24 protein-coding genes are annotated in these 25,924 nt (G+C 73.2%); 11 read left to right on the forward strand and 13 right to left on the reverse strand.

All coding sequences use genetic code 11. The features are described from left to right. The first annotated feature begins 231 nt into the window (after positions 1-231). Positions 232-678: a type II toxin-antitoxin system PemK/MazF family toxin gene (locus AB0L21_RS25925; RefSeq protein ID WP_365786669.1), complete on the forward strand. Its 447-nt coding sequence runs from the start codon at positions 232-234 to the stop codon at positions 676-678. A 90-nt stretch (positions 679-768) separates the two neighbouring features. On the opposite strand, the gene AB0L21_RS25930 is transcribed toward AB0L21_RS25925, so the two are convergent. Continuing rightward, the gene (locus AB0L21_RS25930) at positions 769-1,593 is read right to left on the reverse strand and encodes a TIGR02452 family protein (protein ID WP_365786671.1); all 825 of its coding nucleotides are present in this window, start codon (positions 1,591-1,593) and stop codon (positions 769-771) included. Positions 1,594-1,865: 272 nt separating this feature from the next. Between AB0L21_RS25930 and egtA the strand changes: the two genes are divergently transcribed. Genes egtA through egtD form a run of 4 tightly spaced genes read left to right on the forward strand, consistent with a single transcriptional unit; the run spans position 1,866 to position 6,326 of the window. Then, positions 1,866-3,215, forward strand: a complete 1,350-nt coding sequence (gene egtA / locus AB0L21_RS25935; RefSeq protein WP_365786673.1) for an ergothioneine biosynthesis glutamate--cysteine ligase EgtA — start codon at positions 1,866-1,868, stop codon at positions 3,213-3,215. Then, a complete protein-coding gene (gene egtB / locus AB0L21_RS25940; RefSeq protein ID WP_365786675.1) occupies positions 3,212-4,555 on the forward strand; it encodes an ergothioneine biosynthesis protein EgtB in 1,344 nt (447 codons plus the stop codon). Before egtA ends, egtB begins: the two co-directional genes overlap by 4 nt. After that, complete coding sequence (gene egtC, locus AB0L21_RS25945) at positions 4,555-5,370, forward strand: ergothioneine biosynthesis protein EgtC (protein ID WP_365786677.1); 816 nt, start codon at positions 4,555-4,557, stop codon at positions 5,368-5,370. Before egtB ends, egtC begins: the two co-directional genes overlap by 1 nt. Continuing rightward, complete coding sequence (egtD, locus tag AB0L21_RS25950) at positions 5,367-6,326, forward strand: L-histidine N(alpha)-methyltransferase (RefSeq protein ID WP_365786679.1); 960 nt, start codon at positions 5,367-5,369, stop codon at positions 6,324-6,326. Before egtC ends, egtD begins: the two co-directional genes overlap by 4 nt. 15 nt (positions 6,327-6,341) lie before the next feature. On the opposite strand, the gene AB0L21_RS25955 is transcribed toward egtD, so the two are convergent. Next, on the reverse strand, positions 6,342-7,598 hold the full coding sequence (locus AB0L21_RS25955) for an extracellular solute-binding protein (RefSeq protein WP_365786682.1): 1,257 nt from the start codon (positions 7,596-7,598) through the stop codon (positions 6,342-6,344). Between the two features lie 211 nt (positions 7,599-7,809). On the opposite strand from AB0L21_RS25955, the gene AB0L21_RS25960 reads away from it, so the two are divergent. Further along, positions 7,810-8,025 carry a dodecin gene (locus AB0L21_RS25960; protein WP_014676440.1) on the forward strand — a complete coding sequence of 72 codons (216 nt, stop codon included), beginning with the start codon at positions 7,810-7,812 and terminating at the stop codon, positions 8,023-8,025. A gap of 19 nt (positions 8,026-8,044) precedes the next feature. Here AB0L21_RS25960 and AB0L21_RS25965 read toward each other — a convergent pair whose 3' ends face one another. After that, positions 8,045-8,536, reverse strand: coding sequence for a hypothetical protein (locus tag AB0L21_RS25965; protein WP_365786684.1), 492 nt, complete (start codon positions 8,534-8,536; stop codon positions 8,045-8,047). A 141-nt stretch (positions 8,537-8,677) separates the two neighbouring features. On the opposite strand from AB0L21_RS25965, the gene AB0L21_RS25970 reads away from it, so the two are divergent. The 3 genes from AB0L21_RS25970 to AB0L21_RS25980 all read left to right on the forward strand — a co-directional run bounded on the left by AB0L21_RS25970 (position 8,678) and on the right by AB0L21_RS25980 (position 12,320). Further along, entirely contained in the window at positions 8,678-9,685 is a 1,008-nt protein-coding gene (locus AB0L21_RS25970) for an LLM class flavin-dependent oxidoreductase (RefSeq protein WP_365786686.1), read from the forward strand. A gap of 74 nt (positions 9,686-9,759) precedes the next feature. Next, positions 9,760-9,957, forward strand: coding sequence for an antitoxin (locus AB0L21_RS25975; RefSeq protein WP_365702261.1), 198 nt, complete (start codon positions 9,760-9,762; stop codon positions 9,955-9,957). 29 nt (positions 9,958-9,986) lie between these two features. After that, positions 9,987-12,320 carry an excinuclease ABC subunit UvrA gene (locus AB0L21_RS25980; protein WP_365786688.1) on the forward strand — a complete coding sequence of 778 codons (2,334 nt, stop codon included), beginning with the start codon at positions 9,987-9,989 and terminating at the stop codon, positions 12,318-12,320. Positions 12,321-12,818: 498 nt separating this feature from the next. Here the strand turns inward: AB0L21_RS25980 and AB0L21_RS25985 are convergent, their stop codons facing one another. The 6 genes from AB0L21_RS25985 to AB0L21_RS26010 all read right to left on the reverse strand — a co-directional run bounded on the left by AB0L21_RS25985 (position 12,819) and on the right by AB0L21_RS26010 (position 18,494). Continuing rightward, positions 12,819-13,715, reverse strand: coding sequence for a lysophospholipid acyltransferase family protein (locus tag AB0L21_RS25985; protein WP_365786690.1), 897 nt, complete (start codon positions 13,713-13,715; stop codon positions 12,819-12,821). Continuing rightward, entirely contained in the window at positions 13,715-14,485 is a 771-nt protein-coding gene (locus AB0L21_RS25990) for a GNAT family N-acyltransferase (protein WP_365786692.1), read from the reverse strand. Before AB0L21_RS25990 ends, AB0L21_RS25985 begins: the two co-directional genes overlap by 1 nt. Before the next feature lie 182 nt (positions 14,486-14,667). Then, positions 14,668-14,958 (reverse strand): hypothetical protein, encoded by a 291-nt coding sequence (locus tag AB0L21_RS25995; RefSeq protein ID WP_365786694.1) that lies wholly within the window; start codon positions 14,956-14,958, stop codon positions 14,668-14,670. Positions 14,959-15,125: 167 nt separating this feature from the next. Continuing rightward, entirely contained in the window at positions 15,126-15,875 is a 750-nt protein-coding gene (locus tag AB0L21_RS26000; protein ID WP_365702251.1) for a succinate dehydrogenase/fumarate reductase iron-sulfur subunit, read from the reverse strand. Then, positions 15,872-17,821 carry a fumarate reductase/succinate dehydrogenase flavoprotein subunit gene (locus tag AB0L21_RS26005; RefSeq protein ID WP_365702249.1) on the reverse strand — a complete coding sequence of 650 codons (1,950 nt, stop codon included), beginning with the start codon at positions 17,819-17,821 and terminating at the stop codon, positions 15,872-15,874. Before AB0L21_RS26005 ends, AB0L21_RS26000 begins: the two co-directional genes overlap by 4 nt. A 1-nt stretch (position 17,822) precedes the next feature. Continuing rightward, complete coding sequence (locus tag AB0L21_RS26010; protein ID WP_365702292.1) at positions 17,823-18,494, reverse strand: succinate dehydrogenase; 672 nt, start codon at positions 18,492-18,494, stop codon at positions 17,823-17,825. 119 nt (positions 18,495-18,613) lie between these two features. Here AB0L21_RS26010 and AB0L21_RS26015 point away from each other — a divergent pair, with 119 nt between their 5' ends. Then, entirely contained in the window at positions 18,614-19,498 is an 885-nt protein-coding gene (locus AB0L21_RS26015; protein WP_365702247.1) for a LysR substrate-binding domain-containing protein, read from the forward strand. A gap of 322 nt (positions 19,499-19,820) precedes the next feature. Here the strand turns inward: AB0L21_RS26015 and AB0L21_RS26020 are convergent, their stop codons facing one another. Further along, positions 19,821-20,711 (reverse strand): NAD(P)H-binding protein, encoded by an 891-nt coding sequence (locus AB0L21_RS26020; protein ID WP_365786696.1) that lies wholly within the window; start codon positions 20,709-20,711, stop codon positions 19,821-19,823. A gap of 155 nt (positions 20,712-20,866) precedes the next feature. Here AB0L21_RS26020 and AB0L21_RS26025 point away from each other — a divergent pair, with 155 nt between their 5' ends. After that, positions 20,867-21,787: a LysR family transcriptional regulator gene (locus tag AB0L21_RS26025; RefSeq protein ID WP_365786698.1), complete on the forward strand. Its 921-nt coding sequence runs from the start codon at positions 20,867-20,869 to the stop codon at positions 21,785-21,787. Here AB0L21_RS26025 and AB0L21_RS26030 read toward each other — a convergent pair. The 3 genes from AB0L21_RS26030 to AB0L21_RS26040 all read right to left on the reverse strand — a co-directional run bounded on the left by AB0L21_RS26030 (position 21,724) and on the right by AB0L21_RS26040 (position 25,915). Then, positions 21,724-23,868 carry an EAL domain-containing protein gene (locus AB0L21_RS26030; RefSeq protein WP_365786700.1) on the reverse strand — a complete coding sequence of 715 codons (2,145 nt, stop codon included), beginning with the start codon at positions 23,866-23,868 and terminating at the stop codon, positions 21,724-21,726. The genes AB0L21_RS26025 and AB0L21_RS26030 overlap by 64 nt on opposite strands. After that, on the reverse strand, positions 23,865-24,677 hold the full coding sequence (locus AB0L21_RS26035) for an SAM-dependent methyltransferase (protein WP_365702239.1): 813 nt from the start codon (positions 24,675-24,677) through the stop codon (positions 23,865-23,867). Before AB0L21_RS26035 ends, AB0L21_RS26030 begins: the two co-directional genes overlap by 4 nt. 272 nt (positions 24,678-24,949) lie before the next feature. Beyond that, a complete protein-coding gene (locus AB0L21_RS26040; RefSeq protein WP_365786794.1) occupies positions 24,950-25,915 on the reverse strand; it encodes an SCO0930 family lipoprotein in 966 nt (321 codons plus the stop codon). Positions 25,916-25,924 lie beyond the last annotated feature (9 nt).

Consider the following 25,924-nt stretch of genomic DNA (forward strand, 5'->3'; position numbering starts at 1 on the left):
CGAGGGCCGGGGCCCGGCACGCCGAGAGCACGCACCTGACGCCGCGCGGCCCGCCCTCCGGGCGGACGACGGGAGTTTGACGACAGGACCTAGGCAGTGTCTTGGAACGATCTCGGATGGTGGATCATGGTCGGGTGATGCGCCGCCGTGAACCGTCCGATCCGAGTGGGAGTTTGCCGCAGCCCTGCTGATGTGGGCGTGACATGTGACGACAGAGCCTAGGGTGCCTCCGTGAGCACGTTTACCGAAGAGAACGCCCCCGGCCGCCAGGGCCCGCACGCCACCACCGAGGCCGACCCGCGCGAGGTCGGCCGGGTGCGCACCGAGTATTCCCCCGCCCATGACGGCGACCCGGACCCCGGGGAGATCGTGTGGACCTGGGTGCCGTTCGAGGAGAACGACGGCCGGGGCAAGGACCGTCCGGTGCTGGTGGTGGCCCGGGAGGCGGCCGGCACCTTCCTCGCCGTACAGCTGTCCAGCAAGCGGCACGACGGCGACCGCGAGTGGGTGGCGATCGGGAGCGGGCCGTGGGACCGGTCGGGCCGCGACTCGTGGGTGGACGTGGACCGGGTGCTGCGGCTGCACGAGGAGGGCATGCGCCGCGAGGCGTGCGCGCTGGACCGCATGCGGTTCAACCTGGTCCGCCAACGCCTGCACGAGCGCTACGGCTGGACCTGACCGACGCGGGACCACCGCGCGAACGCCACGGCTGCACCCGACCGGCCCGCTCGTCCTGGACAGGGCCGGCAGCCGCACCCCCGACTCCCGTTACACCGTCGCCGATTCCGGGAACGCCCGCTGGAACGCTCCTCGCACCACCGCCCCGGGCGTCCGGTCCAGTACCCCGAACACCACATGCTCGAACGCCCGCGCGAACCGGCCGTCGGCCCCCAGGAGCGTCCGGAAGGCCCCCGCGACCTGCGCCGGGTCGTTCTGGAAGACGCCGCAGCCCCAGGCGCCGAGCACCAACCGCCGGTAGCCGTGGGCCGCGGCCGTCTCCAGGACGCGTTCGGCCCGTACGGCCAGGGCTGCCGGGAGCGCGGCGGCCCGCTCCGGGGCCGTACGCCGGATCACGCCCGCGTTGGGGGCGGCGGCCGTCAGGAAGCCCGCGAGGTACGGCTCGGTGAGCAGCCGGCCCCGGTCTTCGCGGAAGACGGGGACGGCCGGGGAGTGGATCACGCGGTCCGAGTAGAACGGATCGCGGTCGGCGCGGTGATGGTCGTAGAAGGCGCGGGCCGTCAGCAGGCAGGTGTGCAGCGCGGAGGCGCGGCACAGGGCCTCCTCCTGGGCCTGCGCGCCGTTGAGGTAACCGCCGCCGGGATTCCGGGCGGAGGCGAAGTTCAGGACGGCGACGGGGGCGTCGGCGAGCCGGCGGGCCGCCTCCAGGCTGCTCTCGCCGGTGACCTCGACCATCGTGTCGGTTCCGCTTGCCGGTGCCACAGGCACCGGGGCGGGGCCGAACATCCGGGTTCCTGCCCGCGCGGCCCGCACCGATTCGGCGAGCGACACCTCCCGGCCGTCCGGCGCGCGATACCAGCCCGCGGCCACGATGCGTTCCGTTTCCTCGGCGATCCCGCGCAGGCGCGCGCTCACGGCGCCACCCCCGTGGGCGCCATGACCGCGGCCCGCGCGGTCTCCCCCGTCGTGCTCATGCACGCATCCTGGGTGATGCTGGTGATGCGGTGCAACGGAGTTTCCCGGCTCCGCGACGGCCCGGAAACGCGCAAGGAAACGGAAGTGACAGATCCGGAACGTCCCGGCTGGCACCCTTGTGCGAATCGGTGCGAAGGTCTTGGGTGGGACGAGTGCCTGCCCGGCCCACGCTCCGGGCCGGTGGCATGGTGGAATCTCAGGAGGATCCCGACATGTCTCATACGCAGAGCGACGGCGGTGACTGTACGGAGCACCGCACCGCCGTCACCGAGGCCGAGGTGGAGGCCCTGGTCCGGGGCATCTGTTTCAAGACCGGACCGCCCCGCACCCTCGGTGTCGAGCTGGAGTGGCTCGTCCACCCGCTGGAGCTGCCGCAGCTCCCGGTCACACCCGAACGACTCGAAGCGGCCTACGCCACCGTGCGGGCCGTACCCCTGGGATCGGCGCTCACCGTCGAACCCGGCGGCCAGCTGGAGCTGAGCTCGCCGCCCGCCGCCTCCCTGATGGAGTGCGTCGACACCGTCTCCGCCGACCTGGACGCCGTCCGGGCCGTGCTGGCCGAGGACGGCCTCGGCCTCGCGGGCATCGGCCACGATCCCTGGCACGCGCCCCGCAGATTCCTGCACGAGCCCCGCTACGACGCCATGGAGACCTGCCTGGACCGCACCGGTCCGGCCGGCCGGCGCATGATGTGCACCTCGGCGTCCGTCCAGGTCTGTGTGGACGCCGGCCACGAGGAGCCCGGCCCGCTGGGGCACGTCCGCCGCTGGTGGCTGGCGCACCAGCTGGGCGCGGTCCTGGTGGCCGCGTTCGCCAACTCGCCGCTGCTCGGCCGCCGTCCCACGGGCTGGCGGTCCACCCGGCAGCTGACGTGGATGGAGATCGGTGCCGGCCGGGCCGGCGCTCCCCCGCTCAACGGCGAGCCACGGGCCGCCTGGGCCCGCCATGTGCTGGACGCGCCGGTGATGTGCGTACGCCGGGACAGCGGGCCCTGGGAGGTGCCCGAGGGGCTCACCTTCCGGGAGTGGACCCGCTCCGGTTCACCCCGGCCGCCCACCCGGGCGGACCTCGACTACCACCTGACCACGCTGTTCCCGCCGGTCCGGCCGCGCGGCCACCTGGAGCTGCGGATGATCGACGCGCAGCCGGGCGAGGACGGCTGGATCGTGCCGCTCGCGGTGACGGCGGCGCTGTTCGACGACCCGCAGGCCACCGAGACCGCCTACCGGACCGTGAAGCCCCTGGGCGAACGGGCCCTGAACCTGCCCGCCCCGCACAATCCCCTGTGGGTCGACGCGGCCCGGTCCGGGCTCGCCGATCCGGAGCTGCGTGAGGCCGCCGACGCCTGTTTCGCGGCGGCCCTGGACGCGCTGCCCCGGCTCGGCGCCACCGCCCGGGTCACCGACGCCGTGGCGGCGTACCGGGACCGCTATGTCGCCCGGGGCCGCTGCCCGGCCGACGACCTGCTGGACCGGCTGGCCGTGTCAGCCCCGCCCTCGTCCGGGTCCGGCCCGGCCGGAGGCACCCGCACCGCCCACGGGAGGAAGGACATCCGTACATGACCGCCGCCGAGACCGACATCGAGACCCAGACGGCCGAGACGGACGCCGAGGCACTGCGGGAGCGCGCGCTGGCCTCCCTCACCACCGCCCGCGACCGCACCACGCTGCTGACCTCCTGCGTCGACGAACCGGACCTCACCGCCCAGCACTCGCCACTGATGTCGCCCCTGGTGTGGGACCTGGCGCACATCGGCAACCAGGAGGAGCTGTGGCTGCTGCGGGCGGTCGGCGGACGGGAGGCGATGCGGCCGGAGATAGACAGTCTCTACGACGCCTTCGAGCACCCGCGGGCCGAGCGCCCCACCCTGCCGCTGCTGCCGCCCGCCGAGGCCCGCCGGTACGCGGCGGAGGTGCGCGGGCGGGCGCTGGACCTGCTCCAGGCGGCGGACTTCCACGGCACCCGGCTGACCGAGGCCGGCTTCGCCTTCGGCATGGTCGCGCAGCACGAACAGCAGCACGACGAGACCATGCTGATCACCCATCAGCTCCGGAAGGGCCCGCAGGCGCTGACCGCCCCGGACCCGGAGCCGGCCCCGCTGTTCACCGGGCCGGCCGAAGTCCTCGTCCCCGGCGGCCCGTTCACCATGGGCACCTCCAACGAGCCCTGGGCGCTGGACAACGAGCGCCCGGCGCACCCGCGCGAGGTGGCGCCGTTCTGGATCGACACGACCCCGGTGACGAACGCGGCGTACCAGGCGTTCATCGAGGACGGCGGCTACGACACCGAGCGCTGGTGGTCGCCGGAGGGCTGGGCGCACATCAGGCAGCACGCCATCGCGGCCCCGCTGTTCTGGCGGCGGGACGGCGGCCAGTGGCTGCGGCGCCGGTTCGGGATCACGGAACCTGTCCCGCCCGACGAGCCGGTGCTGCACGTGTGCTGGTACGAGGCGGACGCCTACGCCCGCTGGGCCGGGCGGCGGCTGCCCACCGAGACGGAGTGGGAGAAGGCGGCCCGCTTCGACCCGGCCACCGGCCGCTCGCGGCGCTACCCGTGGGGGGACGCCGACCCGGCACCGGAACACGCCAATCTGGGCCAGCGGCACCTCAGGCCCGCGCCCGCCGGCAGCTACCCGGCCGGTGCGTCGCCGCTCGGTGTCCGGCAGCTGATCGGTGACGTGTGGGAGTGGACGGCGAGCGACTTCCTGCCGTACCCGGGCTTTGAGGCCTTCCCGTACAAGGAGTACTCGGAGGTGTTCTTCGGCCCCGAGTACAAGGTACTGCGCGGCGGTTCGTTCGCCGTGGACCCGGTGGCGTGCCGGGGCACCTTCCGCAACTGGGACTATCCGATCCGCCGGCAGATCTTCTCCGGGTTCCGCACCGCCCGCTCGGAGGCCGTCTGATGTGCCGGCATGTCGCCTATCTGGGCCCGGAGGAACCGCTCGGCAGGGTCCTCATGGAGCCGCCGCACAGTCTGTTCCGCCAGTCGTGGGCGCCGCGCCGGCAACGGTACGGCACGGTCAACGCCGATGGTTTCGGGGTGGGCTGGTACGCCGCGCAGGACCCGGTACCGGCGCGCTACCGGCGGGCCGGGCCGATCTGGGCCGACCTGTCCTTCGCCGACCTGGCCCGGGTGGTGCGCTCGGGTGCCGTGCTGGCGGCCGTCCGGGACGCGACCTTCGCGGGGGCGGACGCCGAGGCCGCCGCGGCGCCGTTCGCGTCCGGGCGGTGGCTGTTCAGCCACAACGGCGCGGTCGCCGGCTGGCCGGACGCGGCGGCGCCCCTCGTGTCCGCGCTGCCGCCGGTCGATCTGCTCTCGCTCCAGGCCCGTAACGACTCGGCGTTCATCTGGGCGCTGGTCCTGCACCGGCTGCGGAGCGGCGACGAACCCGACCAGGCCATAGGCGAAACGGTTCTTCAGCTGGCGCGGGCGGCCCCCGCCTCCCGCCTCAACCTGCTGCTGACCGACGGAGCCACGATCACGGCCACCGCCTGGGGCGACTCGCTCTGGTACCGCACGGAGCCCGGCCGGAGCACGGTCGTCGCCTCCGAGCCGTACGACGACGACCCGATGTGGCGCGAAGTCCCCGACCGCACCGTGCTCACCGCGAGCCGCGCCGGCGTGCTGCTCGCCCCGCTGGCGGACCCGGCGGCCTCCCCCACGCTCGACTCCGCCCCAGCGGGGGCACCCCGATCACCGAAGGAGCCCTGCCGTTGAGCCCCCTGCACGTCACCCGCACGCTCCCCGAGGACGCGACGGACGCCGCGCTGCGCGCCGATGTCCTGCACGGCCTCACCGCCACCCCCAAGTGGCTGCCGCCCAAGTGGTTCTACGACGCCCGCGGCAGCGAGCTGTTCGAGCGGATCACCGAACTGCCCGAGTACTACCCCACACGCGCCGAACGGGAGATCCTCGCCGCCCGCTCCGGTGAGATCGCCGCCGCGAGCGGTGCCCGCACCCTGGTCGAACTGGGCTCGGGCTCCTCGGAGAAGACCCGCTATCTGATCGACGCGCTCCCCCTCTCGGCGTACGTCCCGGTCGACGTCAGCGAGAGCGCCCTCACCCAGGCCGGCGAGGCCCTGATCGAGGAGCGCCCCGGCCTGGAAGTCCACGCGCTGATCGCCGACTTCACCGCCCCGCTGACCCTGCCCGCCACACCGGGGCCCCGGCTGGTGGCCTTCCTCGGCGGCACGATCGGCAACCTGCTGCCCGCCGAACGCGCCCGGTTCCTGGCCTCCGTGCGCGCGCTGCTCGCCCCGGGCGACGGGCTGCTGCTCGGCACGGACCTGGTGAAGGACGAGCGGGTGCTGGTCCGGGCGTACGACGACGCGGCCGGGGTGACGGCCGCGTTCAACAAGAACGTGCTGGCCGTGGTCGACCGCGAACTGGGCGCCGACTTCGACCCGGACGCGTTCGACCATGTGGCCCTCTGGGACACCGAGCGGGAGTGGATCGAGATGCGGCTGCGCTCCCGTACCGCGCAGACCGTGAAGGTGCCCGCGCTGGATCTCGCCGTGGACTTCGCGGCGGGCGAGGAGCTGCGCACCGAGGTGTCGGCCAAGTTCCGCAAGGAGGGCGTGACCGGAGAACTGGCCGCGGCCGGCCTGGAGCTGACCCACTGGTGGACGGACGCCGAGGGCCGGTTCGCGCTGTCGCTGAGCGCGGTGCGGTGAGCCGGGTGCGCCCGGTCAGCCCACGTCCGGGGCGAGCGCCTCGGTGATCTCGCGTGACGCGCGGCGGGCCTCCGTCGCCGGGTCCGCGCCGCCCAGCACCCGGGTCATGTACTCCTTGATCGGGTTGTCGGCCTCCACGTCGGCCCACTGAGGGGTGTTGGGGGTCGCCCGGCCGTGGGCCGCGCCGGCGGCCATGGCGGCGACCCCCTCCTCGCTCGCGACCGCGTCGGCCAGCGTGGTCTTGTTGGGCACGTAGTTCATGGTGCGGGCGAGCTCGGTGTCCCACTTGGCTCCGGTGAGCGCCCCGACGACGGCGGTCGCGGCGAACTGGTCGTCGGTGTTGCGCGGGACGACCAGGTCCGAGCCGCCGGTGAAAACCGTGCCGGGCCGGGCGGCGGTCCGGCCCGGGACGGGGAAGAAGCCGAGCTTGCCCTTCAGGTCCGGGTTCTGCCGGACGACCGCCTGGGCGAGCCCGGGTACGGCGACGATCTGCGCGACCTTGCCGCCGGCGAACACTCCGGCCTGGGGCGGGTGCTCCTCGTCGGCGTCCACGGGCCCCTCGCCCAGCGCCTGGAGCCGGCGGTAGAAGTCCATGCCGCGCAGCGCGGCCGGGGTGTCCAGGGTGCCCTGCCACTCGTAGTCCTTCTCCCGGGCGAGGTCGCCGCCCTCGTCCCAGATGAAGCCGGAGAGCGTGTACCAGTCCTGCCCGGCGAGGTAGATGCCCTGGTCGCCGCCGGAGTCGAGCTTCTCGGTGGCGGCGAGCCATGCGTCGCGGGTCTTCGGCGGGCTGGTGATGCCGGCCTGCTCGAACAGGTCCTTGCGGTAGATGACGACGCGGTTGGCGGCGTACCACGGGACGCCGTACTGCTTGTTGCCGTCCTTGCCGGGCTCGGCGAGTCCGGGCAGCCACTTCTCCTTGCCCCAGTCCCGCATCGACTCCAGGGTCAGGTCCACGAGCCGGCCACCGTCCGCGTACAGCGGCACCTGGGTGTTGCCGACCTCGATGACGTCGGGGCCGTCGCCGGAGTCCGCCTTGAGCGCGCCGCGGACCTTCTCGACGATGCCGGTCCACTCCTGGATGCGGATGTCCAGCCGCAGGTCGTCGTGGGTGCGTTCGAAGTCCTCGGTGAACCGCCGCAGGAACTCCCCGGAGGCGCTGCCCTTCATCAGCCACACGGTCACGGTCTTGCGGTCGTGGTCGCCGGGGAGCATCCCGCAGCCGCTGACGAGGGAGCCGGTGACGCAGAGGAGGGCGAGCAGACGACGTCTCACGAGGGGTCCTGTTCTGTCTGGCGGGGGTGCTGGGACAGGGGTGGGGGCCCGACGTGGGGGGACGAGCGTGCGGCTCGTACGGGTGTGCTGGATTTTGGTATGGACCAATGCGGAGGTCAAGGGCCGACACCCCGGCCGGCCCGCGACGCCGTGCGCGCGAAGCCCGGATACGGCACGGTGGAGTACGGCGTGACACGAGAGGAGCACCCGCATGTCGAACCACACCTACCGGGTCACCGAGATCGTCGGCACCTCGCACGAGGGCGTCGACCAGGCCATCCGCAACGGCATCGCCCGGGCCGACCAGACCCTGCGCAACCTGGACTGGTTCGAGGTGACCCAGGTCCGCGGCCAGATCGAGAACGGCCGGATCGAGCACTACCAGGTGGGCCTGAAGGTCGGCTTCCGTCTGGAGGACGGCGACTGAGCCGCCTCGCGGTCCCTCCTCAGGTACGCCCTTCCCGCTCCTGCGCCTCTTCCAGCGCGGCGGACTTCGCGGCCCAGCGGGCCCGTACGACGGTGAACCCGGCCCGCTCGGCGTCGTCACAGACCAGTTCGTCGTCGTCCACGACCACCCGGACCTCCCGGTCCCGGGCGAGCCGGCGCAGGATCTCCAGCTTGGTGAACCGGGCCGGCCGGCGGTCGGCGTTGCCCCGCATGTGCACGCGCCCCTCGGGCAGCCCGTGGGACGCGAGCCACTCCAGCGTGTCCCGGCGGTACCGCTCGGGGCGGCCGGTGAGGTAGACGACCTCGCACGCGCGGGCGCTCTCCACGGCCAGCGCCACGCCCTCGGCGATCGGCGGGTCCTGGGGCGCGGCGGCGAAGAACGCGTCCCAGTTCCGCGGCCGGCTCTCCAGGAAGTGCTGGCGGTGGGCGGTGCCGGCAAGCGTGTTGTCGAGGTCGAACACGGCGAGCGGGCGCTTGCTGCTGTCGGTCACCCGACCACCCTAACCAGGGCGGGACCCGGTCCGGCCGGGCCACCGGCGGCGCCCCGCCCGGCCGGCCGTACGGTGCGTACCCGCGCACCCACCCGGTGCGGCCACGGGGAATCCCGGGCCCGCCATGGCGTTGAACCTGGTGTGAGCAGCACAGTGATCAGCCGGACCCGGTTCTCCGTCCTCGACCGCTCCCGCACCCGCGAGAGCCACCCGCCCGCCGAGGCGCTGCGGGACACCGTCGCGCTGGCCCGCGAGGTGGAGACGCTGGGCTACCACCGGTTCTGGGTGTCCGAGCACCACGGCGTGCCGGGCGTCGCCGGCTCCGCGCCGACCGTGCTCGCCGCCGCGGTCGCCGCGGCCACCCGCGGCATCCGGGTCGGCACCGGCGGGGTCATGCTGCCCAACCACCAACCCCTGGTCGTCGCCGAGCAGTTCGGGGTGCTGGAGGCCCTGTTCCCGGGCCGTGTCGACATGGGGCTCGGCCGCTCCGTCGGCTTCACGGACGGGGTGCGCAGGGCGCTCGGCCGGGACAAGGGCGACGCCGAGGACTTCGCGGCGCGGCTCGGCGAGCTGCTGGACTGGTTCACGGGCAGCTCGCCGACCGGGGTGCACGCCCGCCCCGCGGAGGGCCTGACCGTGCCGCCGTTCGTGCTGGCCATGGGCGAGGGCGCGCGCATCGCGGCCCGCGCGGGCCTGCCCATGGTCATCGGTGACCTGCGCGGCCGCGAGAAGATGCTGCGCGGCATCGACCAGTACCGCTCCCTGTTCCGCCCCTCCCGCTGGGCGTCCGAACCGTACGTCGTGATCTCCGGCACCGTCGCGGTCGCCGGCACCGAGGCCGGGGCGCGCCGGCTGCTGGTCCCCGAGGCGTGGGCGATGGCGTACGCGCGCACGCATGGCACCTTCCCGCCGCTCGCCCCCGCCGAGGCGGTCGAGGCCCGCGCGATGACCGCGAAGGAACGCGACCTGTACGAGTCCGGGCTCGCCGGGCACATCGCGGGCACCGCGGACCAGGTCGCCCACGAGCTGGAGACCGTCCTGAAGGAGACGGGCGCCGAGGAGGTGCTGGTCACCACCAGCACCTACGACCGTACGGCCCTGCTGGACTCCCACCGGCGGCTCGCCGCGCTCTTCGCGCCGGGCCGGTGACCCGCCCGAGATGCGGTCCCGGCCCGGGCCGGTGACCCTGGGAGGGCGAACCCCTAGCGACGAGGAGGGCTGCGATGTCCCTCAAGGACAAGATCAAGGGCATGCTCAAGGGCCGTGAGGGCATGGCCGACAAGGGCATCGACAAGGGCGGCGACTACATCGACCAGCGCACCGGGAACAAGTACCAGTCCCAGGTCGACACCGGCCAGGACAGACTGCGCGACGAGTTCGGCACCCGGCCGCAGGACCGGGACAACCCTCCGCAGGTCTAGCAAATGGGGGCGGTTAGAGTATCCCCCCGATGCACAGCCCCCATGACCCGTACGTCCGCGTCCGCGGCGCCCGCGAGCACAACCTCAAGGGCGTCGACGTGGACATCCCCCGGGACGTCCTGGCCGTCTTCACCGGCGTCTCCGGCTCGGGCAAGTCGTCCCTGGCGTTCGGCACGGTCTACGCCGAGGCCCAGCGACGCTACTTCGAGTCGGTCGCCCCGTACGCGCGCCGGCTGATCCACCAGGTGGGGGCGCCCGAAGTCGGTGAGATCACCGGGCTGCCGCCCGCGGTCTCGCTCCAGCAGCGCCGCTCCGCCCCCGGCTCGCGCTCCTCGGTGGGCACGGTCACCAACCTCTCCAACTCGCTGCGCATGCTGTTCTCGCGCGCCGGCACCTACCCGCCCGGCGCCGAACGGCTGGACTCGGACGCGTTCTCACCGAACACGGCGGCCGGCGCCTGCCCCACGTGCCACGGCCTCGGGCAGGTGCACGAGACCACCGAGGAGCTGCTGGTCCCGGACCCCTCGCTGACCATCCGCGAGGGCGCCGTCGCGGCCTGGCCGGGCGCCTGGCAGGGCAAGAACCTGCGGGACATCCTGGACACGCTCGGCTACGACGTGGACCGGCCCTGGCGCGAACTGCCCGCCCGCGAGCGCGAGTGGATCCTGTTCACCGACGAGCAGCCGGTGGTCACCGTCCACCCGGTCCGCGACGCCGACCGCATCCAACGGCCGTACCAGGGCACCTACATGAGCGCCCGCCGGTACGTCCTGAAGACCTTCTCCGACACCAGATCGCCGACCCTGCGGGCGAAGGCGGAGCGCTTCCTGACCAGCGCGCCCTGCCCGGCCTGCCGGGGCAGCCGGCTGCGGCCCGAGGCCCTTGCGGTGACCTTCGGCGGGCGGACCATCGCCGAGCTGGCCGCGCTGCCGCTGACCGACCTCGCGGGACTGCTCGACGGCACCGGGACGGAGACGGCCCGGGTGCTCACGGCCGACCTCACGTCCCGCATCGCGCCGGTGGTCGAGCTGGGGCTCGGCTATCTCAGCCTTGACCGGGCCGCCCCCACCCTCTCGGCGGGCGAGCTGCAACGGCTGCGGCTCGCCACGCAGTTGCGCTCCGGGCTGTTCGGTGTGGTGTACGTGCTGGACGAGCCGTCCGCCGGGCTGCACCCGGCGGACACCGAGGCCCTGCTGACCGTGCTGGACCGGCTGAAGGCCGCCGGGAACTCGGTGTTCGTGGTGGAGCACCACCTGGAGGTGGTGCGCGGCGCCGACTGGGTGGTCGACGTGGGCCCCGGCGCGGGCGAGCACGGCGGGCGGGTGCTGTACAGCGGGCCGGTCGCCGAGCTGGCCTCGGTCGAGGAATCGGCGACGGCCGTGTTCCTCTTCGACGAGGCGCCCGGGCCGCCGCGGGAAGTCCGCACACCACGCGGCTGGTTGACGGTGGGCCCGGTGACCCGGCACAACCTGCGGGAGGTGACGGCCGGGTTCCCGCTCGGCGCGTTCACCGCGGTGACCGGTGTCTCCGGCTCGGGAAAGTCCACCCTCATCGGCGAGTTGACGGAGGACCTGGAGGGGATCGAGCGGCTGGTCCGCGTCGACCAGAAGCCCATCGGGCGCACCCCGCGGTCCAACCTGGCCACCTACACCGGCCTGTTCGACGTCGTACGGAAGGTGTTCGCCGGCACCGAGGAGGCACGGGCGCGCGGGTACGGCGTCGGGCGGTTCTCGTTCAACGTGGCCGGCGGACGCTGCGAGACCTGCCAGGGCGAGGGGTTCGTCAGCGTGGAACTGCTGTTCCTGCCGAGCACCTACGCGCCCTGCCCGGACTGCGGCGGCGCCCGCTACAACCCCGAGACGCTCCAGGTGACGTACCGGGGACGGACCATCGCCGACGTGCTCGACCTGACCGTGGAGGCCGCCGCGGAGTTCTTCGCGGACTCCCCCGCCGCCGCCCGCAGCCTCGGCACCCTGCTCGACGTGGGCCTCGGCTATCTGCGGCTCGGCCAGCCGGCGACCGAGCTGTCCGGCGGGGAGGCGCAGCGGATCAAGCTGGCGAGCGAACTCCAGCGGGGGCGCCGGGGCCACACCCTGTACCTGCTGGACGAGCCGACGACCGGACTGCACCCGGCCGATGTGGAGGTGCTGACGGACCGGCTGCACGGGCTGGTCGACGCCGGGCACACGGTCGTCGTGGTCGAGCACGACATGACGGTGGTCGCGGGCGCGGACTGGGTGATCGACCTCGGCCCGGGCGGCGGCGACCGGGGCGGCCGGATCGTGGCAGCCGGCCCGCCGGACCGGGTGGCCCGCACGGAGGGCAGCGCGACGGCGCCCTATCTGGCGCGGGTCATGCCCTGAGCCTCCGGGTGGCCCGCGTGGACGGACAGCTCGCCGAGCACGATCGTGCGGCGCAGCACGAACACCCGGCTCCCGTGCCCGACGGGTCGCTGCCCAGGCCCGCTTCGAGGCGGCCCGCGCGGCGTTCCACCGCCTGGCCGGACCGAGCGCCCCGCTGTCGCGGAGCAGACGGGTGACGCCGGCCGGCGCCTTCCACCACGGCGGCCGGTCCACCCGCGACGATCACGCCGGCTCCCTGCCTGCCGCCGTACAGGCCGGGCCCGTTCTCGCCCCGGACGGAGCCACCCGCTCGTGCCCACGGACTGGGCGCCGGTGCGGCTGGACCGGACGGCGCGGACGTGGTCCCGGACCGCACGGACCGGCTGATCATGTGCTGCGGCACCGGCGACCGGCCGCACCGGCAGCCCGCACCGCCCGGGTTCGCCCAGCGGCCTGCACCGGACCTTGGGCACCCACCTCGATCGGATCGTGCAGGTGCCGTTCGACACCGCGCCGCAGTCACCGCGCTGGGCGCTGAAGGACCTCCGCCCGGCCACCGTGCACGCCTGTCTGGGGCCGGCCGGGCTGGTCGAGCGGCCCCTCCAGCGCGCTCGCGACCAGCGCCGCGTGGGTCCAGGCCGGCTCGGGGGCGGTCGGCTGGGCCGCGTGGGCGAGGGTGCGGCGGTCGGGGTGGGTGCCCGGCCCGATCAGCGGGTGGACCTCCACCTCGGCGACCAGGCCCCGGGTCCGGGCCACCCGCCACAGGGAGGCCAGCAGGGTGTCCTCGCCGACGAAGGCCGCCGCGGTGCCGGGTCCGCCGTCCTGCCGCCGGTAGCGCAGGACGACCGGCTGGACGGGCACGCCCGCGTCGAGCGCGGCCTGGAAGACGGCCCGGCGGAAACGGCCGTGGGCGCGCCCGCACCAGGTGCTGCCCTCGGGGAACGCGGTCACGGCCGCGCCCGCGCGCAGGGCGCCGGCGATCTCGGCGACCGTGCCGGGCAGGGCGCGCAGCCGGTCCCGCTCGATGAACAGGGCCCCGCCGCGCGCGGCCAGCGCGCCCGCCAGGGGCCACTGCCGGACCTCGGTCTTGGCGAGCATCCGGGCCGGGCGCACGACGGTGAGCAGCGGGATGTCCAGCCACGAGACGTGGTTGGCGACCAGCAGCAGCCCCCCGGCCGGCGGGGCGGCGCCGCGGATCCGGACCCGGACCCCGAGGGCCCGCACGATCCACCGGCACCACCGCCTGACCCACTCGGCGGGAATCCTCCCGCCGAGCGGGGACAGGGCGATCCCGGCCAGCAGCAGGGCGGCGACCGCGGTCAGCCGCAGCACGGCACGGGGTACGGCCGCCGCGGCCCGGCCCGGCTCCAGGCAGGCGCCCGGGGTGCAGGGCGCGGTGGGCAGCCAGACGCTCATCAGGCCGGGACGAGGGAGAGGAAGTGCCGCAGATAGCGCGGGTCGACCCGGCGCATCGACAGCAGGACGTACAGGTCGGCGACCCCGAAGGCGGGGTCGTGCGCGGGCTCGCCGCAGACCCAGGCGCCCAGCCGGAGGTAGCCGCGCAGCAGGGCGGGGAGTTCGGTGCGGGCGGCGGGTGCCGTGGCGCTGGGGGTCCACGGCAGCAGCGGCCGGACCCGGAACTCCTCGGGTGCCAGGTGCCTGCCCCGGACCCGCTCCCAGGTGCCGGTGGCGAGGGCGCCGCCGTCGGCGAGGGGCACCGAGCAGCAGCCCGCCAGCCACTCGTGGCCCCGGTCGGTCATGTAGCGGGCGATGCCGGCCCAGATCAGGCCGATGACGGTGCCGTCGCGGTGGTCGGGGTGGACGCAGGAGCGGCCTACCTCGACCAGGCCGGGCCGGATCGGGTCCAGCGCGGTCAGGTCGAACTCGCCCTCGGAGTAGAGCCGGCCGGCGACCGCGGCCCGCTCCGGCGGCAGCAGCCGGTAGGTGCCGACGACCTGCCCGGTCACCTCCTCGCGCACGAGCAGGTGGTCGCAGTAGGCGTCGAAGGCGTCGACGTCGTACCCCGGCTCCGCGGTGACCAGCAGGGCCCCCATCTCGCCGGCGAAGACGTCGTGCCGCAGCCGCTGGGCGGCACGCACGTCGGCCTCGTCGCGGGCGAGGGTGACGGTGTAGCGGGTGGGTGCCGCGGGCTGCGGGGGACGGTCGAGGGCGGAAACGCCGGTCATGGCTCTCTCCTGGGCACGGGCCGGGTCGGCGACAGGGGCGGCGGGCCCGGTGCGTACGGCCCGCCGCTCCTGTTCTTCCGAGGCCGGTTGGCGTACGCGTGACCGGTGCCGGGAGAGGGGATGTGGGGGTGGTGAACGCCGGGCTCGGGCGGGGTCGGCCGTCCTCGGTCACGCGTTCTCGGTCACGCGTCCTTGCTCGCGCACCCCGCGAGCAGGCGCCCGGCCTCCTCCTCGCCGAGGACCCGCGCCAGGACGAGGTCGCCCGTCATGTGCGGGAGGAACCGGCCCGCGGGCCAGCGCCGCTCGTACGGCGGCGCGTCCACGACGAGCAGCCGTACGCCGTCCACGACGGGGATGTCCGAGGGGGTGCCCTCGTTCCACACCCAGTCGCCGCAGAGGGCGGTGCGTACGGCGGCGTGGTCGGGCATGGCGACGGAGGCCGTCTCCCCCTGGTGCAGGGCGAACCAGGCCATGGCCGCGTCCGGCCCGACCCGGGTCGAAGAGGTCCGGGTGCGGTTCCCCAGCCTCCGGGCCGGGGAACTCCCCGCCGCCGCTCGCCTCCCACCGGGAAAACCAGACGGGGCCGGGGAGCACCACTCCCGGCCCCGCCCGTCCACCGATCGGCGAACGTTCCTGGGCGTTACCTCTTGCCCGCCTTGCGGGTGGCCCTCAGCCACTCCTTGTTCATGCTCGTGATCGAGACCAACGGAATCCCCTTGGGACAGGCGGTGGCGCACTCGCCGGTGAGCGTGCACCCGCCGAAGCCCTCCGCGTCCATCTGCGCCACCATGTCCAGCACCCGCGTCTCCCGCTCGGGCGCGCCCTGGGGCAGTACGTTGAGATGGTTGACCTTGGCGGAGGTGAACAGCATCGCCGCCCCGTTCGGGCACGCGGCGACACACGCCCCGCACCCTATGCACTCGGCGTGCTCGAACGCGAAGTCGGCGTCGGCCTTCGGCACCGGCGTGGCGTGGGCCTCCGGAGCGGAGCCGGTCGGCGCGGTGATGTAGCCGCCGGCCTGGATGATCCGGTCGAACGCGGACCGGTCCACGACCAGGTCCTTGACCACCGGGAACGCCGAGGCCCGCCACGGCTCGACGTCGATCGTGTCGCCGTCCTGGAAGGACCGCATGTGCAGCTGGCAGGTGGTGGTCCGCTCCGGTCCGTGCGCGTCGCCGTTGATGACGAGCGAGCACGCGCCGCAGATTCCCTCGCGGCAGTCGTGGTCGAAGGCGACCGGCTCCTCCCCGGAGAGGATGAGCTGTTCGTTGAGGACGTCCAGCATCTCCAGGAAGGACATGTCGGGCGAGATGTCGTCCACCTCGTAGGTGGACATCGCTCCTTCGGCGTCGGCGTTCTTCTGCCGCCAGACGCGCAGGGTGAGCTTCATGCGTAGCTCCGCTGGGTGGGATGGACGTACTCGAAGACCAGGTCTTCCTTGTGCAGGACGGGGGCCTCGCCGGTGCCGGTGAACTCCCACGCGGCGGCGTACGAGAACGCGTCGTCCCTGCGGGCGGCCTCGCCGTCCGGGGTCTGGGACTCCTCGCGGAAGTGGCCGCCGCAGGACTCGGTGCGGTGCAGCGCGTCGAGGCACATCAGCTCGGCGAGCTCCAGGTAGTCGACGATCCGGTTGGCCTTCTCCAGCGACTGGTTGAACTCCTCGCCGGTGCCGGGCACCTTGATCCGGCGCCAGAACTCCTCGCGGATCTGCGGGATGCGCTCCAGTGCCTTGCGCAGCCCCGCGTCGGTGCGGGCCATGCCGCAGAACTCCCACATCAGCTCGCCGAGTTCACGGTGGAAGGAGTCCGGGGTGCGGTCGCCGTCCACGGCCAGCAGCAGGCTGATCCGGTCCTCGGTCTCGGCCAGGACCTCCTGGACGGCGGGATGGCCGTCGGTGACCGGTTCCTGGTGCGGGTTGCGGGCCAGGTAGTCGTTGATGGTGGCCGGCAGCACGAAGTAGCCGTCGGCCAGGCCCTGCATCAGCGCCGAGGCACCGAGCCGGTTGGCGCCGTGGTCGGAGAAGTTGGCCTCGCCGATCGCGAACAGCCCGGGGATCGTGGTCTGGAGGTCGTAGTCGACCCACAGACCGCCCATCGTGTAGTGCACGGCCGGGTAGATCCGCATCGGCACCTCGTACGGATCCTCGTCGGTGATCCGCTGGTACATGTCGAAGAGGTTGCCGTACTTGGCCTCGACCGCCCCCCGGCCCATGCGCCGGATGGCGTCGGCGAAGTCCAGGTAGACGCCCTGTCCGCCGGGGCCCACTCCCCTGCCCTCGTCGCAGACGTTCTTCGCGGCGCGGGAGGCGATGTCGCGGGGCACGAGGTTGCCGAAGGACGGGTAGATGCGCTCCAGGTAGTAGTCGCGCTCGTCCTCGGGGATCTCGTTCGGCGGCCGGTTGTCGCCCTTCGCCTTGGGCACCCAGATACGGCCGTCGTTGCGCAGCGACTCGCTCATCAGCGTCAGCTTGGACTGGTGGTCGCCGGTGCGCGGGATGCAGGTCGGGTGGATCTGGGTGAAGCACGGGTTGGCGAAGTAGGCGCCGCGCCGGTGCGCCCGCCAGACGGCGGTCGCGTTGGAGTTCATGGCGTTGGTCGACAGGTAGAAGACGTTGCCGTAGCCGCCGGAGGCCAGGACGACGGCGTCCGCGAAGTAGGTGTCGATCCTGCCGGTGATGAGATCGCGCGCCACGATGCCGCGTGCCCGCCCGTCGACGACGATCAGGTCGAGCATCTCGGTGCGCGGATGCATCTCCACGTTGCCCGCGGCGATCTGCCTGCTGAGGGCCTGGTAGGCGCCCAGCAGCAGCTGCTGGCCGGTCTGGCCGCGGGCGTAGAAGGTGCGCGAGACCTGGACGCCGCCGAAGGAGCGGGTGTCGAGCAGGCCGCCGTACTCACGGGCGAACGGCACGCCCTGGGCCACGCACTGGTCGATGATCTCGACGGAGATCTGCGCCAGGCGGTGCACATTGGACTCGCGGGCCCGGAAGTCGCCGCCCTTGACGGTGTCGTAGAACAGCCGGTGGACGGAGTCGCCGTCGTTGCGGTAGTTCTTCGCCGCGTTGATACCGCCTTGCGCGGCGATGGAGTGGGCGCGGCGCGGGGAGTCCTGGTAGCAGAACTGGACCACGTGGTAGCCCTGTTCGGCGAGCGTGGCGCCGGCGGAGCCGCCGGCCAGGCCGGTGCCCACGACGATGATCGTGTGCTTGCGGCGGTTGGCCGGGTTGACCAGCTTCGCCTCGAAGCGGCGCTTGTCCCAGCGTTCGTGGACGGGCCCGGCGGGGGCCTTGGTGTCGGTGACCGGCGCGCCGGTCGCGTAGTCGGCGTAGGTAGTCATGTCAGCTCACCACTCCGGTCATGACGCCCACGGGTATGGCGATGAAGCCGGCCGTGAGCAGCAGCGCGAGGACGTTCGCGAGGGTCTTCAGGGCGCGGTCGCGCCTGCGGCTGCCGACACCGAGGGTCTGGGCGGCGCTCCAGAAGCCGTGCCGGATGTGCAGGCCGAGCGCGAGCATCGCGACGATGTAGATGACGTTGCCGTACCAGGTGGAGAAGGTGTCCACGACGTTCTGGTACGGGTGGCCCTCCTGGAAGCCGCCGGAGTGCACGGTGCCGGTGGTCAGGTCGAGGATGTGCCAGACGATGAACAGTCCGAGGATGACACCGCCCCAGCGCATGGTGCGGGTCGCGTAGCTCGCCCGCGGCTTCTTGTGCACGTACTTGCTGGGCCGTGCCTTGATGTCGCGGCGGCTGAGCTGGTAGGCGGACGTGGCGTGGGCCACCACGGCGACCACGAGGACGATCCGGACGAGCCAGAGCGTCCACTCGTAGTGCATGAAGGGCTCGCCCACGGTGCGCAGCCAGTGCGCGTAGTGGTTGAACTCGCCGGCGCCGAAGTAGATCTTCAGATTGCCGATCAGGTGCGCGACCAGGTACAGCAGCATGATCACGCCACTGGCGGCCATCACCGTCTTCTTGCCGACGGAGGAGTCCCACATCGTGCGTGCCATGGACGGCCGTCGGTCCGTCCGCGTTGCCAGAGCCATGGACAGCACGCTAGGGGCGAGAGACCTGATCGGTCCAAGACATGGTCCAGCTCGTTTCCATAGGCTGGGGCTATTCTGGGAGGGTGCAGTTCCAGCAGCTCCAGTACTTCGTGGCCGTCGCCGAGACCCGGCACTTCACCCGGGCCGCCGAGCTGGTCCATGTCGCCCAGCCCTCGCTGTCCCAGCAGATCAAGGCGCTGGAGCGGGAGCTGGGCGCGGACCTCTTCCTGCGCGCCCGGGGCAACATCACGCTCACCGACGCCGGCGAGGCGCTGCTGCCGCTGGCCCGGCGCATCCTGGCCGACGCCGACACGGCCCGGCACGAGGTGCAGGAACTGGTGCAGCTGCGGCGGGGGCGGGTACGGCTGGGGGCGACGCCGAGCCTGTGCACAGGGCTGTTGCCGGACGTGCTGCGGGCCTTCCACGACCGGTATCCCGGTATCCAGCTGCTGATCGAGGAGGGCGGCTCGCACGACCTGGTGCGGGAGCTGGCGCGCGGCGCGCTCGACCTCGCGCTGGTCGTGCTGCCCCTGCCGACGCCGGCGCCCGCGCTGACGACCGTGGAGCTGCTGCGCGAGGACCTCGTGGTGGTGTCGTCTCCGGAGGCGCCGGAACCCGGCCGGGGCGGGCGGGTCGTGGAGATCGCCGACCTGGAGGGGGAACGGCTGGTGATGTTCCGGCACGGGTACGACCTGCGGGAACTGACCGTCGCCGCGTGCCGCTCCGCCGGGTTCGAGCCGGACTTCGCCGTGGAGGGCGGCGAGATGGACGCGGTGCTCGGGTTCGTCCGGGCGGGGCTCGGCCTGGCCGTCGTACCGCAGATGGTGGCCACCCGGGCGGGCCCCGGACTGCGGGTCACCCCGCTGGCCCGCCCCGGTCTGCACCGCACCATCGCCCTCGCCCACCGCAGCGACGTGGCTCCGCCGAGGGCGGCCCGGGAGCTGCAGCGGATGCTGCTGGAGCGGTAGGCGGTGCGGGCGGTGACCCCGGTGGAGCCGTATCGCGGTGCGGGTGGAGCCACAGACGGTGCCGGCGGAACCGCAAGCCGCGCCGGCGGAGGCGCGTGGCAGGAGAACCGTACGCGGTGCCGATGGAGCCGCAAGCCGCGCCGGCGGAGGCGCGTGGCGGGGGAACCGCAAGCCGCGCCGGCGGAACCGTGGGCGTGCCGGCGGAACCGCAAGCCGTGCCGGCGGAGGCGCGTGGCAGGAGAACCGTACGCGGTGCCGGTGGAACCGCAAGCCGCGCCGACGGAAACGCAAGCCGCGCCGGTGGAGCCGTAGGCAGTGCGCGTCAGATCAGGACGGCCGGCTTGAGTACCTCCTCGCACCACTGGCGGAAGGACGTGGGCGCGGTCTCGGGTGTGGTGGGCGCCGCGCTGCCGTAGAAGCCCTGCTCGGCGGTGGCGGCCGCGAGGTCGGCCACGGCCCGGGCCCAGTTCTCGCTCGCGCCGTGCCGCAGCATCGATGCCTGGTACTCCGCCCCGCTGAGCCGCTGGAAGCGCACCGGCAGGTCCAGCACGTCGGAGACGACGCGCGCCATGTCCTCGGGCGTCAGCGCGTCGGGGCCGACCATCGGGACGTCGTCCTGGCCGGTCCAGGACCCGTCGAGCAGCAGCCGGGCCGCTGTGGCGCCGATGTCACGGGTGGCGCAGGTGCGCAGGACCCGGTCGCCGTACGCGGCCATGGTGATCACACCGCTGTCGCGGATCGCCGCGGCCTGGTGGAGCAGGTTCTCCATGAGGTACGGCGGGCACAGCGCACGGTGGTGGACCCCGGTGGCCCGGATCTCGTCGTCCATGGCCAGCGAGGCCGAGATCTGTCCGGCGTTGCGGGCGACACCACGGCCCAGGGTGGAGACGGCGACGACCCGCTCGACGCCCTCGGTTCGGATCGCGTCGGCGAGGGGCCGGGTGAAGGCGCGGAAGTGGCCCTCGACGCTGTCGGCGGTGGGCGTCGGCGGCACCAGCCAGAAGACCCGGTCGACGCCCGCGCAGGCCTTGGCGGTGACGCCGGGGTCGGCGTGCGTGCCGGTGACGGCCTCGACGCGGGCGCGCACGCGCGGGGACAAGCGCGCGGGATCGCGCACGATCACGCGGACTTCTGCCGCCGCGTCCCCGGCGTCGAGGAGGGAGTCGAGGACCTGGCTGCCGATCCGGCCGGTCGGGGTGGTGACAAGGATCATGGAAAGCTCCTGGAAGGACGGGAGGGGGCGTGATCGAGCCTGCCGTCCGGGGTCCGGTAACTGAAGGACCGCTTCGCTCCCGGTTGTTACCCTCAGGGCAATACCAGCCTCCGGGCAATACAGCCTCAGGGCACTGCCGAAGGGAGGGCGAAGCCGTGGAGTCCCGCCCGCTGCGCTACTTCGTCGCCGTCGCCGAGGAACTCAACTTCGCCCGCGCGGCCGAACGGCTGGGCATCTCCGCCCCGCCGCTGTCCCGGGCGATCCGCCGGCTGGAGACGGAGCTCGGGGTCACCCTCTTCGAACGGACCACCCACAGCGTGGCCCTGACCCGGGCGGGCGAAGTCCTCCTCGCGCAGGCACGGTTCGCGCTGGACGCCCTGGAGGCCGCCGGGCGGCGGGCCCAGCGCGCGGCGGGCCCGGACCGCACGCTGGTCCTGGCGGTCAAGGCCGATGGCGACGCGGGACTGCTGGAGCCGGTCCTGGAGCGCTACGCCACCGACCCCGCCGCCCTCCCGGTGACGGTCCGGCTGTGCGGCTGGCTGGAACAGCCGCGGCTGCTGCGGCGCGGGGAGGCCGACGCCGCCCTGATCCACGAGCCCTTCGACCGCACCGGCCTGGACAGCGAGACCCTGATCGCCGAGCCGCGTGTGGCGGTGCTCGGGGCGGCCCACCCGCTCGCCGCCCGCGACCACGTCCTGCTCGCCGACCTCGGGCTGCGCCCCGGGGATCTGCACCGGTTCCTGGAGGACATGCGGCACGAGGGCCGCGATCTCGCCCAGTTGCTCACCCGTGTCGCCCTGGGCGAGCTGGTCGCCCTGCTGCCGGCGTCCGTCGCCGACCGCTATCCGCGTCCGGGCGTCGTCTACCGGCCGGTCCCGGACGCGCCGCCCTCGCTGCTGGCGGTCGCCTGGCCGCAGCAGTCCCGCTCCACGGCCACCGCGGCACTCGTCCGGACGGCCGCCGCCGTCGCCGCGGCCGTCCGGGAGGGGGACGACGGCGCGGCTGAGGCCGGTCAGCCCGTCGCGTCCACCAGGGCCAGGTCGTGGAGTCTCTCCGGCGGGCCCGGGCGGGCGTAGTACCAGCCCTGTGCCGTGTCGCAGCCCAGTATCCGCAACTGCTCGGCCTGGGCGCCGGTCTCCACGCCCTCGACCGTGACCGCGAGGTCGAGGCTGTGGGCGAGCGAGACGATGCCCTCCACGATCTTCAGGTCGACGGGGTCGGCGGGGAACTGCTGCATGCCCTGGGTGAAGGAGCGGTCCAGCTTGAGGATGCTCACCGGCAGGCGGCGCAGGTTGGCGAGGTTGGAGTAGCCGGTGCCGAAGTCGTCCAGGGCGATGTCGACACCCATCTCCGCGAGCCGGCGCAGCGGTTTGAGCAGGTCGTCGTCGGCGCCGATGAGCGCGGACTCGGTGACCTCCAGGCACAGGGCGTCCGGGGTGACGCCCGACCGTTCGAGGATGTCGACCGTGTCCTGGACCAGGCCGGGGTGGCTGAGCTGGCACGGGGACAGGTTGACGTTGATCCGCAGCGGGCCGGCCGCCTTCTGCTCACCGTGGCGTTCCCGCCAGGCGCGGGCCTGACGGATCGACTCCTCCAGGACCCAGCGGCCGAGCGGGACGATCAGGCCGGTGTGCTCGGCGAGCGGGATGAAACGGTCGGGGCCGAGGACGCCGTGCTGCGGGTGCAGCCAGCGCACCAGGGCCTCGGCGCCACGCACGCTGCCGTCGCCGAGGTGGACCAGGGGCTGGTACTCGATGAAGAACTCGCCGCGTTCCAGCGCGGTCGGCAGGGCCGTGGTCAGGCCGTGCCGGGTGATGGCGCGGGCGTCGGCCTCGGGGTCGGCGAGTTCGGAGCGGTTGCCGCCCGCCGACTTGGCCCGGTACATGGTGATGTCGGCGCTGCGCAGCACCTCGGCCGCCGTGCGCTCCCCGGCCGGACCCTCCACGATGCCGAGGCTGCCGCGCACCATGAGGTCGCGGCCGTCGATGCTGATCGGGGTGACCAGCGCGTTCATGATGCGCTCGGCGAGTTCGTCCACCTTGCGTTCGGTGCCGGGGCCGGTGGTCAGGGCCACGAACTCGTCGCCGCCGAGCCGGGCGACCATCTCGCCGGGCGCGGTCGCGCAGGACTGGAGCCGGTCGGCGACCTCGACCAGGAGCCGGTCGCCGGCGGCGTGGCCGAGGCTGTCGTTGATGGTCTTGAAGCCGTCGAGGTCCAGGTAGCACAGGCCGAAGCGCTGGCCCTCGCCCGCGCTGAGGGCCTTCTCCAGCCGCTCGAAGAACAGGGAGCGGTTGGGCAGGCCGGTGAGGGCGTCGTGCGTGGCCTCGTAGCGCAGCCGGAGGTTGAGCAGCCGGCGCTCGGTGGTGTCCTCCATCAGGGCGAGCTGGTACTGCGGGTCGCCGTCGGCGTCGCGCAGCAGGGACACCGTCAGGTTGGTCCACAGGACCGTCCCGTCGGGGCGGTTGAAGGCCTTCTCCACGTGGTAGTGCTCGCGCTCGCCGCGCACGAGTTCGTCGTACAGCCGCCAGGTCTGCGGGGCGTCCTCGGGGTGGACCCAGTCCTGGACGCGCCGGCCGCGCAGGGTCTGCTCGGAGAGGCCGAACATGCGCAGCAGCGCCTCGTTGACCTGGAGGACGTTGCCGTCGAGGTCGGCGATGCCGATTCCTATGGCCGCGCCCTCGAACACCGCGCGGAAGCGGGCCTCGCTCGCGTGCAGCGCCTGGGCCACCACGCCCTGGGCCAGCAACGCGGCCTGGGCGATGGCCTCCTGCTCGGCGAGGGTGCGCTCGCGCAGCGCCTGGGCGTAGCCGGCGGCCATGGCGTGCTGCAACCGGGAGGAGCGCATGCGCAGTTCGTCCTGGGGGCCGTCCTCGCCGCAGTACAGGACCAGGTAGGCGTCGACGCAGTCGAGGGTGCGGGCCAGTGCCTCGGGGTCGGTGCAGTGCACCCCGACCAGGGCGGCGCCGACGGCCTTCGCCGCGTCCGCGTCGAAGCTGCGGGCGCGCAGCAGTTCGCTCAACCGGCGCGCGAGCGGCAGGAGTCGTTCCTCGAACTCGGTGCGGGTCAGCGACGTGGAGGTCACCGGGAAGAGCGCCCGGCTCCAGATCGTCGTCAGCCGGCGCAGTCTGCCCTCCGGCTCGTCCGGCTCCGCGCTCACGCCGTACGCCCCACGCCGGCGAATCCGGAGAAGGCATACGGATCCTCGTCCTCCGGCGCCGAGTCCGGGCGCCAGCGCGGCATCGGCACCAGTCCGGGTTCCACCATGTCGTACCCCTCGAAGAACCGCGCGATCTCTTCGCGCGAGCGCATGATCAGCGGGTTGCGAATGTCCTTGTACACGTCCACCGCGCCCTCGGCCCGCTCGGCGGGCAGCGGGATTCCCTCGTACGAGGCATGGGTGAGGATCAGCAGGCTGCCGGGCGCGAGCGCCTCGCGCAGCTCGGCCACCGCACCGTACGGGTCGTCCGCGTCTTCCACGAAGTGCAGTATGGCAACGAGGAGGAGGGCCACTGGCCGATTCAGGTCGATCAGGCGGTGCAACGGGGGGCTGGAGAGGATCTCCTGGGGCTTGCGCAGGTCCGCCGCGACCACGTCGGCGTCGTCGTTGCCCGCCAGGACCGCCTGGCTGTGCGCGACGGCCACCGGGTCGTGGTCGACGTAGACCACGCGGGCGCCCGGTACGGCCGCCTGCGCTACCTCGTGGACGTTGCCGAAGGTGGGGATGCCGGAGCCGATGTCGAGGAACTGGGTGATGCCCTCGCCGGCCGCGAACCGCACGGCCCGGCGCATGAACGCCCGGTTGGCCTGCATGATCTTCGGCAGGCCCGGCATGAACTCCATGGCCTTGCGGGCCGCTTCCCGGTCGACCTCGAAGTTGTGCGAACCGCCCAGGTAGTAGTCGTAGATGCGCGAGACGCTGGGCACCGAGATGTCGATGCTCCGTGGGGCCCAGGCGGGACGCTCCATGTATCTCTCCAAGGCGTGGACGGGTGCAGGCGATCCGGTGTTCGAGCTGAGGCTACTGATCGCCCGCCAACGGAGCGACCAGAACCGGAAATTGACCATCCGTTCCCGGTCACTGCCTGCGGCAAGTGCCCGTATGGCCCCGCTGTGTGACGGCTGTACGGGCAGCTCGCGCGCTCACCGCACACAACGATCCGCCCCCTCCGTGCGGTGCGGAGGGGGCGGATCTTCGGCCGCGCGCCGGGGCGGGCGGGGCGATCGACCTGGGGAGGTGATCAGTCGCCCGACGCGCCGACCGGCTTTCCGTCGGGCGAGACGGCGTACCACGTGCCGCCCACGCCCTGACCGTTGGTGTCGCCCGGGGCCTTGTCCCCGGAGAAGGTGTAGATCGGCCAGCAGTTGACGGTCATCTGCTTCACCCCGTCGGGGCGGGTGAAGGGCATCAGGCCCTTCTTCTTGACGCCCTCGGTGTCGTCGGTGTTGACCGGGCCGACCGCCGGCCACTTCTCCAGGCAGGCGCCGGTGCAGTTGGAGACGGACTTCGGCCAGGCCTGGTCCTTCATGAAGCGGTAGACCGTCATGCCGTTCTTGTCGACGACGATGTCACCCAGCTTGGGGTCCTTGCGGACGGACAGGCCGGGCAGGTCGGACAGCTTGGCCTTCTTGCCGGTGGGGGCGAGCGCGAACCACTTGCCGCCCACGCCCTGGCCGTTGACGTCACCGGCGTTGACGTCCTTGGCGTAACGGTAGGCGGGCCAGCCGCCGACGGTCAGCTGCTTGGATCCGTCGGCGCGGGTGACCTCGCCGAGCAGTGCCTTGTCGATGCCGGCACCGGCGGTGGCGTCGTCGGCGGGTACTGGCGGCCAGGTGGTGGCGCAGTCGCCGTCGCAGTTGGACTTGGGCGGGTTGGCGGTGTCCTTGTCGAACCGGTAGAGGGTGAGGCCGGAGCCGTCGGTCAGCACGTTGCCCAACTCGGGGTTGCTGGCCACGGCGAGCTTGCCCGCGGGTGTGACCGGGGCCGGGGAGCCGGAACTCTGGTTGCCGTCGGCGCCGTATCCGTTGCCCGCGCCCGGCGTGGTGCCGCTGCCCGGGTTGCCGTAGTCGCCGGCCGCGGCCGTGGCCCCGACGTTCTGGGCCGCCGAGGCGGGAGTGGTGGCATTGTCCTGACCGCACGCCGTCGTCAGCGCCAGCACCGAAGCGGCTGTCGCCACCAGTGAGGCGGTCCGCCAGGAGGTCTTCATCGTCAACTC

The organism is Streptomyces sp. NPDC052721 (genome assembly GCF_040678315.1).
Classification (GTDB): Bacteria; Actinomycetota; Actinomycetes; order Streptomycetales; family Streptomycetaceae; genus Streptomyces.